We start from the raw sequence: 13,759 nt of genomic DNA, 5'->3' as shown, positions 1-13,759 counted from the left end.
CGGGGGCCTTCCGCTCCCTTCCCGACGCCGTTTCACCTGGCTGTCTCCCGCGCCAGCAGCGCGTCCACGGCCGCCCTGTCGATCTTGCCGTTCGGGTTGAGCGGCAGCGCCTGAAGCGCCGTCAGGGTCTCGGGCACCATGTACCCGGGAAGCCGCTCGCGCAGCGCGGCGCCCACCCGGTCCGCGTCGGGCACCTCGTGGCCGGACGCGCTGTAGGCGGCCACCAGATGGGTGCCGTGGGCCGTCGGCCGGGCCAGCACCACCGCGTCGGCCACCCCCGGCTGCTGCCGCAACACCGCCTCCACCTCGCCCAGTTCCACGCGGTAGCCGTGCAGCTGCACCTGCTGGTCGAGCCGTCCCAGGTGCACCAGCTCGCCGGAGGTGTGCCGGGTGACACGGTCTCCCGTGCGGTACCAGTGGGCCTCGGTGAGGGCGGCCCCGGGGGCGCAGGGCTCGGCGTCCGGTGTCAGGAAGCGGCCCTCGTCGTCCTTCGCGTCGAGGTATCCGTGGAAGCGCTGGGGACCCCGGACGCACAACTCGCCCTCGTGGAGCAGGATGTCGGCGCCGGGGTGGGGGGTGCCGATCGGCACCGTGCCGTTGGCCGTCCGCGGCCAGTCGTCCTCGGACTCCGGCAGCCGGTAGGTGGCGCAGGTGACGGTCAGTTCGGTCGGCCCGTAGCCGTTGTCCACACTGCTGCCGGGCGCGGCGCGGCGCCAGGCCCGCGCCTGCTGGTAGGTCAGCGGTTCGCCGCAGAACATGCTGTGCCGCAGGGTCGGCATGCTGTCCGGCTTCAGCGCGCGCAGCCGGCCCGCGAGGGTGATGACGGACGGGACCGAGTTCCAGTGGGTGATGCCGCGCTGCCGGATGAAACGGACCGGTGCGAGCACCTCGTCACGGGTCGGCACCACCAGCGCCGCCCCCGACCCCCAGGCGACGAACATGTCGAAGACCGAGGGGTCGAAGGTCAGGTCGAAGGTCTGCGAGAGCCGGGCGCCGGGTCCGGCCGCCGCACGCGGTACCACGTGCTCCAGATAGGCGGCCACGTTGCGGTGCCGCACCGGCACCCCCTTGGGCCGACCGGTGGACCCGGAGGTGAACAGGATGTACGCGACGCCGTCCGGGTCCGCCGCCACCGGGGACGGCCCTGCGCCGTCGTGGGCCGGCGACCCGCTCCGTGCGGCGGTCGTGTCCGCGCTGCGGTCCTCGGGCCGCCACATCGGCGCCGCGATCCCGGTCGGGTCGCCGTTGCCGTCGGTGATCACGGCGTCGAGTGCCGCCGCCTCGGCCACGGCGGCGTTGCGGTGCGCCGGGAAGGCCGTGCCCAGTGGCACGACCGTGGCACCCAGGCGCTGCACCGCCAGGTATCCGGCGTACGCGACGACGGTGCGGGAGGCCAGCAGCCCGACCCTGGAGGGCACTTGGCCGTTCAGGTGCCGCAGCAGGCCGGCCGCGATCCGCTCGGCCTCGGCGGCCAGCTCGGCGTAGTCGAGCGCTCGGCCGTCCACCTCCAGGGCGGTGGCGCCGGGACGGGCGGCGGCCGCCGTCGCGAACCAGTCGTACAGGGTGCGGCAGGCGCTCATGCGGCGTCCGCCCGCAACGGGCCGTGGCAGGCGGTCCGTATCTCCGAGGGGGCCTGGGGGTCGAGCTCCAGCTCGTGCAGCCAGGCCGCGTCCGGCGAGTAGCGCGCCCTGAACGGGCGTCCCACCAGGGCCGGGTCACGGGCCTGCAGCATCCTCAGCTGGAACCAGCGGCCCTGCCGCGTCTCCTCGACCCCGTCCACGGCGACCTTGCCCGGCGTCGCGGACATCACCGGACCGCGTACCGTGCGGGCCAGGCCCGGCAGCGTGCGGTAGGCGTCCTGGAAGATCCGTGCGGCCCGGGCCAGCGGCACCTTGAAGTACTCCTGGGGGCCGGTGTCGCGCTCCACGAACATGTAGTACGGCACGACTCCCGCGGCCAGTTCGGCGCGCCACAGCCCGTTCCACACCTCGGCGTCGTCATTGACGTGCGCGATCAGCGGGGCCTGGCCGTAGACGACGGCTCCTGTGGCGCGGATCCGGCGCAGGGCCCGCTGGGCCAGGTCCGTCGCCAGCTCCCGCGGATGGCTGAAGTGCGCCATCACCGCGAGCTGCCGCCCGGAGGCCACCACCTTCTCGAACAGCCGCAGTACCTCGTCGGCGTCCTGGTCGGTGACGAAGCGCTGCGGCCAGTAGGCGACCGATTTGGTGCCGATCCGGATCGTCCGGACCGTCTCCACGTCCAGCAGCGGCTCCAGGTGCGTACGCAGGCGTTCCGTGGTCATCACCATCGGGTCGCCGCCGGTGACCAGTACGTCGTGCACGTCGGGGTGCTCGGCGAGGTAGCGGATCAGGCCCGAGGGGTCGGGGGCGGCGAAGCGCAGGTCCGCGTCGCCGATGAACTGCGCCCACCTGAAGCAGTAGGTGCAGTAGGCGTGGCAGGTCTGCCCCTGTGTGGGGAAGTACAGGACGGTTTCCCGGTACTTGTGCTGCAGGCCGGGCAGCGACACCCCCTCCTGTACGGGCACGTTGAGCTGCAGCTGACCCGACGGGTGGGGGTTGTGCCGGTCCCGGATGGCGGTGACGGCCTCCCGCAGCAAGGGCTTGTCGGCCGGGTCGGCGGAGAGCTTGGCGAGCTGTCGTTCGTCCTCGGAAGTCAGCATGCCGCGCTGCGGGAAGGTCAGTTGGAACAGCGGGTCCGCGGTGCCGAGGTCCCAGTCGATCAAGTGCTCCAGGACGTAGCCGTTGACGCGGAAGGGCAGCACCAGCGAGATCCGCCGCACGGTTTCGCGCACCTCGGGTGCCAGTCCGTAGCGGTCGGCGATCTCGTCGATGTGCCGCGGTCCGAAGGCCCGGAAGCGTTCGCCGTACGGCGGCGGGCCGTCCGCCGGGCCGGGGGCCGGCCGGCTCGTGGGCGTCATCGGGTCCCCTCGGCGTCGTTCTTCTTGCGGAACAGCTCGTCGCCCAGGACGAGGAAGTCCAGGTCCATGGCCCGGAAGGCGGCCAGGGCGTCACCGCGGGTGTTGACGATGGGCTCGCCCTTGCCGTTGAAGGAGGTGTTGAGCAGCACCGGCGGCACCCCGGCGCGCTCCAGCGCGTCGAGGACGGCGCCCACCGCGGGGGCCTCGTCGGAGAGCAGTACCTGCGGCCGGGTCGTGCCGTCGACGTGGACCACCCCGGGAGCGACCCGCCGCCCCAGTTCGGTGGCCTTGGCCGCGCCCAGCATGTAGCGGCTGAGGTGCTCCTGCGGCTCCCACAGGCGGGCGCCGTAACCGGGACGGGTCACCCCTGCGAACGGGCGCCACTGCTCCCGGTCCTTGATGACGTTCACCCGGGTGTTGACCTCGGCGGTGTCGGGCACGGCGATGATGGACCGGCGGCACAGCGCGCGCGGCCCCACTTCGGCCCGCCCCTGGGCGACGGCGCCGACGTGCCCGTCCAGCAGCAGCGCGGTGACCTGGTCGATGTCCAGGTCGGAGCGCACCAGGTCGGCGGTGTCGGGCGCGGCGGACCGCGGGCCGGCGGGTCCGTCGACGTCGGTGCCGAGGTACGGGGTGAGGGGCCGTCCGGTGCGGTACTTGGGCGGGTTGACGTACCAGGCGGCGCCCAGGGCCACTCCGGCGTCGTGCGGCACCGGCGGCACGTACAGCGGTCCGGGCAGGGTGCCGTTGGTGCTGCAGTTGAGTGCCACGCCGCCGGCCAGGCAGAGTTCGTCGACGCCGGAGAGCTTGCGCGTCGTGGCGGCCAGCGCGGTGACGGTCTCCTCCACGATGCGCTGGGCGGTGTAGGCGACCAGGACGGCCTTGGGGTCGTCGGCGAGGCGCCCCTCCGGTAGGGTGGGGCCGGCCGCTCCGGCGATCTTGGTGTAGCGCTCCCGCCAGGCCGCGACGGTGGTGTCGTACTGCTCCTTGATCTCGTCGGCGGTGGCGTGACCGGTGCTCTCCTCCAACGGGCCGACGGCGAGACGGAAGTCGTCGGCGGAGAGGTCGACCAGGGACGGAACGGCGGTGCCCCGGGCCCGGCCGTAGGCGGCCAGCCCCATGGTCTTGCCCGCGTTGAGGAACGAGAAGCCGAGCCAGGTGGACGCGGCGTCGTAGGCGTATCCGAGCGAGGAGGTGCGCGGCCAGGTGCGTTCCAGGCGGGGCTCGGCGCCGTCCTCGAAGGTCCAGACGGTCGAGGACTCGTTCTCGCCGTGTCCATCGACGACCAGGACGCCGGCCTTGCGGAACGGGGAGGCGTAGAAGGAGGACGCGGCGTGTGCGGCGTGGTGCGGCACCCGCACCACGGACGGCGGCCGCCCGCCGAAGTCGAGCCCCACGGCGAAGGCGAGGAAGTCGGCGTCGTCGGTGAAGCGTCCGGGGTAGAGCTGCTGGGTGTTCCAGCCCACGGCCACCACGTCGATGTCGGCGGCAGTGATGCCGGCCTGTTGAAGGCAGAAGCGGGCAGCGCTCAGGGGCTTGCGGTACAAGGAGTGGCGCACCCGGTTGCAGCGCTCCTCCTCGGAGAAGGCGATGACCTCCCCCTCGCCGTTGACGAGGCAGGCGGCCGTGTCGTGCCACCCGGTGGGGGGCGCGTTGACACCGAGAATCCACATGGACGGCTCTCCGTAGGGGTCGTGGGGATGGGGCAGGGGCGGGGCGGGCTCGTCGAGTGCGGCGGCGCCGGAGTGCGTCGGACGCCGGTCAGGTGAAGGACACTTCGCGGTCCAGCAGCGCCAGCCGCCCGTCGGCCAGGTGCAGCCGGTCGTTCTTGTAGTTGAGGGCGGCCGAGCGCAGATCGCGCAGGTTCTGCTCCAGCCGTGTCGGGGAGTCCTTGAGGTAGCCGTGCTGCAGGCCCACCGCGTCGATCAGGTCGTCGACGGCGGCCAGGCACTGCTCCGAGGCGGAGATCTTCAGGCCGTTGAGCAGCAACTGGCAGGCGGGCGCGGTGATGTCCGCGGTGGTCTCCACCATCGCCAGCGTGTGCCGCAGCTGGGCGTGGACGGCGTCGAGGCGCTGGCGCGCGGTGGACAGCCGGGTGAGCAGCAGCTCGGAGCCGACGTCGAAGCGTTTGCGGCCCTCCGGGCTGCGGATCAGGCCCAGGACCCGGGAGAGCGCTCCCGCCGCGGTGCCCAGCCACGCGGCCGACCAGCCGAGGTGGGCGTAGGGCCCCAGGATGTGGTTGGCGATGTCGCGGAAGGGGACGCCGGCGCCGATGACGTGGTGGCCGGGTACGGTGCCGGTCAGCTTCAGCGGCGGGCTGTGGGTGGCGCGCATGCCCATCGGCTGCCAGTCGCCGGCCGGTTCCACGACGAGCTGGTCGCGGGCCGCGTACACCAGGGCGACGTCGTTCTGGGCGGTGGCGTCGGCGTTCTTCATCGTGATCAGGAAGCCGTCGGCGTGGGCACCACCGGTCACCACGGGCGCGAAGCGGTCGATCAGCAGCTCGCCGCCGCTCTCGTGCAGGGCGGAGTGTGCGCTGTAGAGATGGCCGCCCTTACCGCTCTCGGTGCTGACGGACGCCAGATAGCTGCGCCCGGCGCCGAGCGTCGCCAGCAGCTTCTCGCGCAGCGGCGGTCCGGCGAACTCGACGGCCGCGGCCACCTGCTGGCAGTGCATGGTGAAGATCAAGGCCACCGACATATCGCAGCGGCCCAGGGCCACTCCGGCGTCGACGACGTCGCGCAGGGTGCCGCCGAGGCCGCCGTAGCGCGTGGGGACGACCAGGCCGAGCAGTCCGGTGTCGCGCAGTGCGTCCAGCGCCTGGACGGGGAAGGCGGCTTCCCGGTCGGCGGCGGCGAGATGCCGCTCGGCGACGGCGGTCACCCGGGCGATCCGTGCGCTCAGCTCCGGCCGGTCGCCGGTGGGGCCGCCGTAGGGGGCGGCGGGGCCGTCGGCCGCGCTCACGGCGCCACCCGCCCGCCGGTCGCCCGGTCGACGTCGGGCCGCTGGTACAGAAGGTCGATGCATCCGCTCTCCACGGCGGTGTCCTCTCTCGGGGTTCAGCGGGCGCCGGTGGCACCGCGGACGATGCGGCACAGCCCGTCCATGCTCCGCAGGTTCTCCGGAACGAGGTCGTCGGCGTCGAGTTCGATGTCGAGCTGCGCTTCGAGGCGGTCGATGATCTCGACCATCCGGAACGAGGTGAAGCCGGGCAGCGCGGCCAGGTCGACGTCACCGGTACGCAGCAGGGTCTGGTCGGCGTCGAGGACCGCGCCGACGACGAGGGCGACGCGGTCACGCAGGCCGCCCGCCTCCGGGGTCGTGGCGGCCGGGGTGGGGAAGATCCGCCGGTCGGCTTCGAGGAGTTCGGCGAGGCGGGTGACGGTGCCGGCGGGTTCGGGGCGGCCGCGGACGACGCGGCGGTAGGTCATGTACGCCTGGGTGACCAGCTTGTCCCAGTCCGCCAGGTGCTGTGCCGTCGCCTCGTCGAGGGGGCGGCCGGCGGCGGCGAACAGGGCGTGCAGCCGTCGCGACCGGGCCAGCAGCCAGGTGTCCCCGGTCAGCCGGTGGCAGGCCCGCTCGCGGTCCGCGGCCTGGTCGAGCGCGGCGAGGTAGTCGGCCATGGGGGCGTGGTCGATGCGCGGTTCGGGGTGGGCCGGCGGGTCGGGCTCGGCGGTGACGTCGTGGAGGTCGATCCGCCCCAGCGCGGCCAGCTCGGCCCGGGTCACGGTCCAGGTGCCGGGCTTGGCGGCTCCCCACTGGGTGTCGTTGTCATAGGCGTCGACGACCGTCCAGGGGCCGTCGGCGTCGGCGGGCGCGAGCAGCAGGAAGCTGTGCTCCATGTGCTGCTGCCCGAAGTACGGCAGCCAGGGCATCGCGTGGGCGTCGGCGAGGGCGTAGCGCAGCTCTCCCGGGGCGAGGGCCAGCCGGTCGAGTCGGGCGCCGGTGACGGTGGTCGGTGCGCCGACGGTCAGGCCCAACGACCGCTTCGCCTCGGCGAGTTGCTCCTCGACCGGCGGGTCGACGGTGGGCAGCCCGTCCGCGCCGGGCCACCACCGGGAGCTCAGCTTCGAGCCGAGCCGCAGATGCGTGCCCGCGCCGTGGAAGTGATCGGCGAGCACGGCCAGGTTGGACTGCACGCAGTCCAGGACTTCGGCCCGTACGCCGGCCAGGGCCGGAATCGGGTGCTCTGTCGCGTCCTGCACACATCCCCCGTTGTCGAGCCGCGGCGGCGCCCGCCAGCGCGCCAGCCACCCCTATAAATTCCACGATGCGAAATATCACATCCGCTTTGCGGGATTAAGCTAGCCCGACCGGTCGGCTTCAGCAACGCCCAGTGACCTAGATCACTACACCCGCCAACGCGTGGGCGAAGGCGCCGCATTGGGGGATCGACGCTCCCCGAAGGCCGGTTGACGCCCCGAAAGGGAGCGCCCTAGAGTCCCCGGCATTGCCGCTATGCGGATTTCGCATTCCACTGCGGGCACCTCCGAGGCGGGACACGCATCCGACGGGTACACGAGGGCTGAAGATGCAGAAGACCGAGGCCTTGGGCCCGATCGCCGCGTCCACGGACCGGTTCGTACAGAGCGTCAAGGGGCTCAGCAACGCGGAGGTCGGTGCCGGGACACTGGTGCCGCCATGGACCCGCGGCCATGTCGTCACCCATGTGGCACGCGCCGCCGACAGCCTGTGTCGACTGCTCACCTGGGCCCGTACCGGCGTGGAGACCCCGCAGTACACCGACATGGACGCCCGGGCCGCCGAGATCGAGGCCGGAGCGCGGCGCCCGGTCGACGAGCTGGTGGCCGATGTCCTGGCGAGCGCCGAGCGCTTCGCCGACGCCGTACGCACCCTGCCGGAGGCGGCATGGGCCTACGAGGTGCGCATGCGCACCGGTGAACTGCGCACACCGGGCGCCTTGGTGCCCACCCGACTGCGCGAACTGGAGGTGCACCACGTCGACTTGGCGACCGGATACACCTTCGCCGAGGTGCCGCCGCAGGCCGCCCGCTGGATCATCGACGACCTCCTCGCGGCGCAGCGCAGGCGCCAGGGCGTCCCACCGCTGCGCATCGAGGCGACGGACACCGGCCTGACCCACGAACTGGGCACCGGCGGACCGACCGTCCGGGGCGCCCAGGCCGACCTCCTCGGCTGGCTCACCGGACGCACCGACGGAAGCCGCCTGTCGACCTCCGGTCCGGGTCCGGTCCCCCGCGCGCCGTACTGGATCTGACCGGGCGGGTCAGGACGAGGTGTCCGCCACGGGATACGGCACGAAGGTGCTGCTGTTCTCGTTGATGGCCAGCGGCTGCCCCAGGGGAGGTACGGCGCGCTGGGGGCAGTCGAGGCGCTCGCAGATGCGGCAGCCCATGCCGATGGGGGTGGCGGCGGCCGTGTTGTCGAGGTCGAGGCCGTCGGAGTACACGAGCCGGGAGGCGTGCCGGATCTCGCAGCCGAGGCCGATGGCGAAGGTCTTGCCGGGCTCGCCCCAGCCGCCGCGGTGGCGGGTGACGGCGCGGGCGGTCCACAGATAGCGCTGCCCGTCCGGCATGGCCGCGATCTGGACGTGGATGCGGCCGGGCGCGGCGAACGCCTCGTAGACGTTCCACAGCGGGCAGGTGCCGCCGGCGCGCGAGAAGTGGAAGCCGGTGGCGGACTGGCGCTTGGACATGTTGCCGGCGCGGTCGACGCGTACGAAGGAGAACGGCACACCGCGCAGCCGGGGGCGCTGGAGCGTGCTGAGGCGGTGGCAGACGGTCTCGTAACCGAGGCCGAACAGGTCCGTGAGGCGCTCGATGTCATAGCGGACCTCCTCCGCGGCGGCGTGGAAGGAGGGGTAGGGCAGGATCAGCGCGGCGGCGAAGTAGTTCGCCACGCCGATCCGGGCGAGCGACCAGGTGTCGGATCCCTGCGCGAAGTCCTCCGCCGCGAGGGCGGACAGCTCGTCGCCGCATTCGAGCAGGGCGAGCTGGGTGGCCATCCGGAACGCCTGCTGACCGGGGCGCAGCCGGCTGGACAGATGCAGCACCCGGGCGGCGGGGTCGTAGTGGTGGAGTTGGTCGGAGTCCGCCGTGATGCGCACCCCGTGACGGTCGGTGAGCCGTGCCGACAGGGCGCGCAGGACCTCGCCGGGGCGGATGCCGATGTCACGGGCGAGGCCCTCGGCGGCCAGGTCGGCGTCGTGGAGGTAGTTCTGCCGCCGGTAGAAGAACTCCCGGATCTCCTCGTGCGGCGAGCGCGGCAGGGCCAGTTCGGCGCCGTCGCGGTCTTCGGCTGCCACGGCCAGCTGCTGGGTCAGTGCGGTGTTGCGCCGGCCGAGCTCCAGCAGCACCCCCGCCACGGCCGGCATGCGGGTGGCCAGTTGGGCGAGGTCGGACGCCGAGACCCGGGCCTCGGCCACCTCGTTCGCGAGGGTTTCGCGCAGGTCGGCGACGAGCCGGCTGGTGTCCCGCGCCGAGAAGAAGCTCGCGTCGAGGCCGAACGCCTCGGTCAGCCGCAGCAGCACCGGGACGGTCAGCGGCCGGGAGTCGTGCTCCATCTGGTTGAGGTAGCTGGGTGAGATCTCCAGCCGGCGGGCCAGCTCCGCCTGGCTGAGTGCGCGCTCCTCACGCAGCCGCCTCAGCCGCGCCCCCGCATAGATCTTGCTCACCGGAACTCCCCGCTGTCCTGCTTCCCCAGGACGTGCTCCCGCCCCCATCGGCCGAGGGGCTCCAGTGCGGTCCCGAGGGCGACGCCGCGCCCGGTCAGCGTGTACTCGACACGCGGGGGGACCTCGTCGTACACCTCGCGGGCAAGGATGCCGTGCGCCTCGAGCTCGCGCAGCTGGGAGGTGAGGACCTTCTCCGTCACACCGGGGAGCATCCGGCGCAGCTCACCGAAGCGGCGGGGACCCGCTTCGAGCGCCCACAGGATCAGGACCTTCCACTTCCCGCCGATCACGTCCATGGCCGCGTCGATCCCGCAGTGATACGCATCGGGCGCGCCCGGCCTGCCCACCGTCGCCATCGCTGACCGCCACCCCTCCTCGACCTGGTCACATACCTCGGGGGAAGCACCCACTCCGAAGTGCGTACTTGTTACCCGCCGAGCTGTTGACCAGCCTAATCGCCATGACTGACAACACCTCTGACGATGTTTCCCACGCTCCTTCCCTGACCCTCGTCGGCCTCGGTGACATGGGTACGGCCCTGGCCCGTGCCTGGCTCGCCGCCGGATACTCCGTGACCGTCTGGAACCGTACGCCCGGCCGGTCCCGGGCTCTGGTGGCCGCGGGCGCCAGGCCCGCCGCGAGCGCCGCCGCGGCGGTGGCCGCGAACACTCTGGTCGTGACCTGCCTGCTGGACGACGCCTCGGTCGGTGCGGCGCTGGAGGGCGTCGATCTGACCGGCAAGGACCTGGTGGACGTCACCACCGGGACGCCCGCCGAGGCCCGGGAGCGCGCTGCGTGGGCCGCGGCCCGAGGGGCCCGGTTCCTGAGCGGCGGGATCATGGCCGTACCGCCCATGGCCGGGATCCCGGAAGCGGGCGGCTATGTGCTCTACAGCGGCTCGGCCGAGCTGTTCGAGACCCACCGGGCGGCTCTCGCGGTCCCGTTCGCCGCGCGGTTCGTCGGTACCGACGCCGGGTACGCCGCGCTCCAGGACGTGGCGCTGCTCAGCGCGATGTACGGCATGTTCGCGGGCGTCACGCACGCCTTCGCGCTGGTGCGCGGGGAGCGGGAGATCCCGCTGAAGGAGTTCGCGCCGCTGCTGTCGGGCTGGCTGACGGCGATGGCCACGTCGATCGAGCAGACCGCGGAGCACCTCCACAGCGGTGACTACGGCTCCGGCGTGGTCTCCTCCATGGCCATGCAGGTCGCCGGGATCAAGACCTTCGTGGGCACCGCGCACGAGCAGGGGGTCAGCCCCGAACTGCTGACACCGTACTTCGACCTGATGAAGCGCCTGGTCGACGACGGGCGGGGGGCCGAGAGCGCCGCGGGCATCGTCGATCTGCTGACGCCGGGCGAGGGGAGGTAGCGGCCCGGGTCGCCGCCTGCGTCTCCCCCGCCCGCGCGGTGGCCGGGCCCGCACCGCCGTGTGCGGGCCCGGCGCCCCTCCTACGGCACCAGGTCCGACTGCTCACGCTGGTGCGGGATCGCGATGCCCTCGGGCTGCTGCAGTGCCACGGTCCGGGTCGGGGCGGGGATCCTGATGCCCTCGGCCCGGTACCGCTGGTGGAGGCGCTTGATGAACTCGTGCTTGATCCGGTACTGGTCGCTGAACTCGCCGACTCCCAGGATCACCGTGAAGCCGATCCTGGAGTCGCCGAACGTGTGGAAGCGGACGGCCGGTTCATGGTCGGGGACGGCACCGGTGATGTCGGTCATCACGCTCTGGACGACCTCGGTGGTGACCCGCTCGACGTGTTCGAGGTCGCTGTCGTAGCCGACTCCCACCTGCACCAGGATCGACAACTGCTGTTCCGGGCGGGTGAAGTTGGTCATGTTGGTGCCGGCCAGCTGGGCGTTGGGGATGATCACCAGGTTGTTGGAGAGCTGGCGCACCACGGTGTTGCGCCAGTTGATGTCGACCACATAGCCCTCCTCACCGCTGCTGAGCCGGATGTAGTCACCGGGCTGCACCGTCTTGGAGGCGAGGACGTGCACCCCCGCGAAGAGGTTGGCGAGGGTGTCCTGCAGCGCCAGTGCCACCGCGAGTCCGCCCACACCCAGCGCGGTCAGCAGCGGGGCCACGGAGATGCCCAGGGTCTGCAGCACGACGAGGAAGCCCATCGCCAGCACCAGGATGCGGGTGATGTTGGCGAATATGGTGGCCGATCCCGCCACTCCGGATCGGGACTGGGCCAGCGACTTCACCAGCCCGGTGATCACCCGTGCCGCGGTGAGCGTGACGACCAGGATGAACAGCACGGTCAGGGCCCGGTTGACATTGCGTCCGACCGTCGCCGTCAGCGGCAGTGCCGCGGTGCCCGCCGCCAGACCGGCGCATATCGCCGCCCAGGGCACCACCGACCGCAAGGCGTCCACCATGACGTCGTCCCCGCTCCACCGCGTCCTGCGCGCGTGCTTGGCCAGCCAGCGCAGGACCGCCCGCAACAGCAGGCCGGCCACGACGCCGGCGGCCAGCGCGGCCCCGGCGACGATCAAGTCATGCAGCGTGAGCGCGCGGTTCACCGGCCGGTTCCCCCCGCCCGGAGGAACAGCTCCGCTGAGCACGGGATGTAATGTCTCGTCACCTTGCACCTGCTCGTCTCTACGACTGGGGATGCGCCGGGACGTCGACGGACGCCGTCGGCACGATCTGCCATCCTGCCGCACCGGTTGGCGGGGCGATCGTCGAGGTTGCGGGTTGCGGGTGACCCGGTCGGCGTAGCGGCTCAGTTGTCCGCACGGTGACCCGGTCGGGTACGTGTACGCACGCCGACCGGGTCACGGGACGGCGGCAGCCTCCCGGGCAGCCGCGATCGTCGTCCGTCCTCGTCGTCAGTCCTCGTCGTCCTCCGCCCGGCGCTCGCCCTCGGCCTGGGACGGCTGGGTGCGCATGGTCGCGGGGTGCCGCTCCTCGGACGGGTCCATGTCCTCTTCCAGCCGCTCACCCTCGGCCTGCGACGGAGTCGTGTACTCGTAGTTCTGGCCCATGGCTGCCTCCGCAACATCAGAGCGCATGCATACAAAACCACCGTAACGCCAAAAACCCGTGTATCGCTTCGGCGGATCTCGCCCGGCGGGGCAATACTGGCCGTATCCGGAACGCATGCCCTGGAAGAGACGCACTCCTCTCAGAAGGGATCGAGGGAGCGCTGACGAGCAGATGACCGGCAATCCCAGCGGCGCACCGGCACCCCCGCCGGACCGCACCGGCAACGGGCCCGCCGTCTCCCGCGCGGAGTTCGACGCGCTGTTCGATTCGGTCCGCACGTGGGGCCGTTGGACCCCCGCCGACCGTGGCGCCTGGAACCGGGTGACCGCCGAGCACGTACGGCGGGCCACCGCGCTGGTCCGGTCCGGAACGGTCGTCCCCATGGCGCTCCCGTGGAACACCGCACCCGGTCCGGACAACCCCCTCCCCGCCCTGCACTACATGTCCGACCTCGGCGACGTGGAGGCCCCGGAGCCCTCCGCGCACAAGGACTTCATCGGTATCGACTACCACGGCAAGGCCGTGAGCCATCTGGACGCGCTGTCCCACATCGCCTACCGCGGGCGTCTCTACGACGGCCGGGTGGCGCGCGAGGTCGTCGACGCCGGGGGTGCCCGCTTCGGTGCCGTGTCGGCGCTGGGACCCCTCGTGACCAGAGGCGTGCTCCTCGACCTGCCCGCGGCCTCGGGCAGCCCATGGCTGGAACCGGGACGGGCGGTGCACGCCGAGGACATCGTCGCCGCGGAGCGGGCACTCGATGTCACGATCGGCGAGGGCGACGCGGTGCTGCTCAGGTCCGGCAGCCCGCGCCGGCGCCGGGAGCTGGGGGCCTGGGACCCCTCCGCGGCGAGCGCGGGCTTCCATGTGGACGCCGTGCCCCTGCTGGCCGAGCGCGGCATCGCCCTGCTCGGCGGCGACGGCGACAGCGACGTACGGCCCTCGCCGGTCGACGGGCTGCACTCCCCGGTCCACGCGCTCGCCGTCGCCGCGATGGGGGTGCCGCTCCTGGACAACCTCGACCTCGAAGCGCTCTCCGCGGCGAGCGCCGGGACGGGCCGTTACGCGTTCCTACTCCTGGTAGCCCCCTTGAACGTCCCCGGGGGCACGGGCTCGCCCGTCACACCGGTCGCGGTGCTGTGAGGACCGCGGGGCGGCCGAGGACCCCCGTCCGCGC

At 72.4% G+C, this 13,759-nt stretch carries 12 protein-coding genes; 3 read left to right on the top strand and 9 right to left on the bottom strand.

Annotation, left to right across the window (positions count from 1 at the left end; all coding sequences use genetic code 11):
* Positions 1-32 precede the first annotated feature (32 nt).
* From ACFWZH_RS05700 to ACFWZH_RS05680, 5 genes are all read right to left on the bottom strand, one after another.
* Positions 33-1,580 carry an AMP-binding protein gene (locus tag ACFWZH_RS05700; RefSeq protein ID WP_384425899.1) on the bottom strand — a complete coding sequence of 516 codons (1,548 nt, stop codon included), beginning with the start codon at positions 1,578-1,580 and terminating at the stop codon, positions 33-35.
* Positions 1,577-2,938 (bottom strand): KamA family radical SAM protein, encoded by a 1,362-nt coding sequence (locus ACFWZH_RS05695; RefSeq protein WP_384425896.1) that lies wholly within the window; start codon positions 2,936-2,938, stop codon positions 1,577-1,579. Before ACFWZH_RS05695 ends, ACFWZH_RS05700 begins: the two co-directional genes overlap by 4 nt.
* Entirely contained in the window at positions 2,935-4,611 is a 1,677-nt protein-coding gene (locus ACFWZH_RS05690) for a carbamoyltransferase C-terminal domain-containing protein (protein ID WP_384425894.1), read from the bottom strand. Before ACFWZH_RS05690 ends, ACFWZH_RS05695 begins: the two co-directional genes overlap by 4 nt.
* A gap of 88 nt (positions 4,612-4,699) precedes the next feature.
* On the bottom strand, positions 4,700-5,902 hold the full coding sequence (locus tag ACFWZH_RS05685; protein WP_384425891.1) for an acyl-CoA dehydrogenase family protein: 1,203 nt from the start codon (positions 5,900-5,902) through the stop codon (positions 4,700-4,702).
* Positions 5,903-5,997: 95 nt separating this feature from the next.
* A complete protein-coding gene (locus ACFWZH_RS05680) occupies positions 5,998-7,143 on the bottom strand; it encodes an acyl carrier protein (RefSeq protein WP_384425888.1) in 1,146 nt (381 codons plus the stop codon).
* 326 nt (positions 7,144-7,469) lie between these two features.
* On the opposite strand from ACFWZH_RS05680, the gene ACFWZH_RS05675 reads away from it, so the two are divergent.
* Positions 7,470-8,177: a maleylpyruvate isomerase family mycothiol-dependent enzyme gene (locus tag ACFWZH_RS05675; RefSeq protein WP_384425885.1), complete on the top strand. Its 708-nt coding sequence runs from the start codon at positions 7,470-7,472 to the stop codon at positions 8,175-8,177.
* Between the two features lie 9 nt (positions 8,178-8,186).
* Here ACFWZH_RS05675 and ACFWZH_RS05670 read toward each other — a convergent pair whose 3' ends face one another.
* The gene (locus ACFWZH_RS05670) at positions 8,187-9,593 is read right to left on the bottom strand and encodes a short-chain fatty acyl-CoA regulator family protein (protein WP_384425883.1); all 1,407 of its coding nucleotides are present in this window, start codon (positions 9,591-9,593) and stop codon (positions 8,187-8,189) included.
* Complete coding sequence (locus ACFWZH_RS05665) at positions 9,590-9,949, bottom strand: winged helix-turn-helix transcriptional regulator (protein WP_384426767.1); 360 nt, start codon at positions 9,947-9,949, stop codon at positions 9,590-9,592. The genes ACFWZH_RS05670 and ACFWZH_RS05665 overlap by 4 nt, the downstream gene beginning before the upstream one ends.
* Before the next feature lie 104 nt (positions 9,950-10,053).
* Here ACFWZH_RS05665 and ACFWZH_RS05660 point away from each other — a divergent pair, with 104 nt between their 5' ends.
* On the top strand, positions 10,054-10,962 hold the full coding sequence (locus tag ACFWZH_RS05660) for an NAD(P)-binding domain-containing protein (protein ID WP_384425880.1): 909 nt from the start codon (positions 10,054-10,056) through the stop codon (positions 10,960-10,962).
* A gap of 80 nt (positions 10,963-11,042) precedes the next feature.
* On the opposite strand, the gene ACFWZH_RS05655 is transcribed toward ACFWZH_RS05660, so the two are convergent.
* A complete protein-coding gene (locus ACFWZH_RS05655) occupies positions 11,043-12,119 on the bottom strand; it encodes a mechanosensitive ion channel family protein (protein WP_384425877.1) in 1,077 nt (358 codons plus the stop codon).
* Positions 12,120-12,428: 309 nt separating this feature from the next.
* Positions 12,429-12,611: a hypothetical protein gene (locus ACFWZH_RS05650; protein WP_384426808.1), complete on the bottom strand. Its 183-nt coding sequence runs from the start codon at positions 12,609-12,611 to the stop codon at positions 12,429-12,431.
* 145 nt (positions 12,612-12,756) lie between these two features.
* On the opposite strand from ACFWZH_RS05650, the gene ACFWZH_RS05645 reads away from it, so the two are divergent.
* Positions 12,757-13,725 carry a cyclase family protein gene (locus ACFWZH_RS05645; protein ID WP_384425874.1) on the top strand — a complete coding sequence of 323 codons (969 nt, stop codon included), beginning with the start codon at positions 12,757-12,759 and terminating at the stop codon, positions 13,723-13,725.
* The last annotated feature ends 34 nt before the right edge of the window (positions 13,726-13,759 follow it).

Origin of the sequence: Streptomyces sp. NPDC059008 (assembly GCF_042749045.1) — a bacterium.
Taxonomy (GTDB): domain Bacteria; phylum Actinomycetota; class Actinomycetes; order Streptomycetales; family Streptomycetaceae; genus Streptomyces.
The sequence above is the reverse complement of the archived record's forward strand: the minus strand, read 5'-3'. Positions and strand labels throughout refer to the sequence as shown.

Excerpts from the sequence above, each read along its gene's own strand:
- ACFWZH_RS05665 (WP_384426767.1), bottom strand. The coding sequence starts at position 9,949 with ATGGCGACGGTGGGCAGGCCGGGCGCGCCCGATGCGTATCACTGCGGG.
- ACFWZH_RS05700 (WP_384425899.1), bottom strand. The coding sequence starts at position 1,580 with ATGAGCGCCTGCCGCACCCTGTACGACTGGTTCGCGACGGCGGCCGCC.
- ACFWZH_RS05690 (WP_384425894.1), bottom strand. The coding sequence starts at position 4,611 with ATGTGGATTCTCGGTGTCAACGCGCCCCCCACCGGGTGGCACGACACG.
- ACFWZH_RS05675 (WP_384425885.1), top strand. The coding sequence starts at position 7,470 with ATGCAGAAGACCGAGGCCTTGGGCCCGATCGCCGCGTCCACGGACCGG.
- ACFWZH_RS05645 (WP_384425874.1), top strand. The coding sequence starts at position 12,757 with ATGACCGGCAATCCCAGCGGCGCACCGGCACCCCCGCCGGACCGCACC.
- ACFWZH_RS05695 (WP_384425896.1), bottom strand. The coding sequence starts at position 2,938 with ATGACGCCCACGAGCCGGCCGGCCCCCGGCCCGGCGGACGGCCCGCCG.
- ACFWZH_RS05650 (WP_384426808.1), bottom strand. The coding sequence starts at position 12,611 with ATGCGCTCTGATGTTGCGGAGGCAGCCATGGGCCAGAACTACGAGTAC.
- ACFWZH_RS05660 (WP_384425880.1), top strand. The coding sequence starts at position 10,054 with ATGACTGACAACACCTCTGACGATGTTTCCCACGCTCCTTCCCTGACC.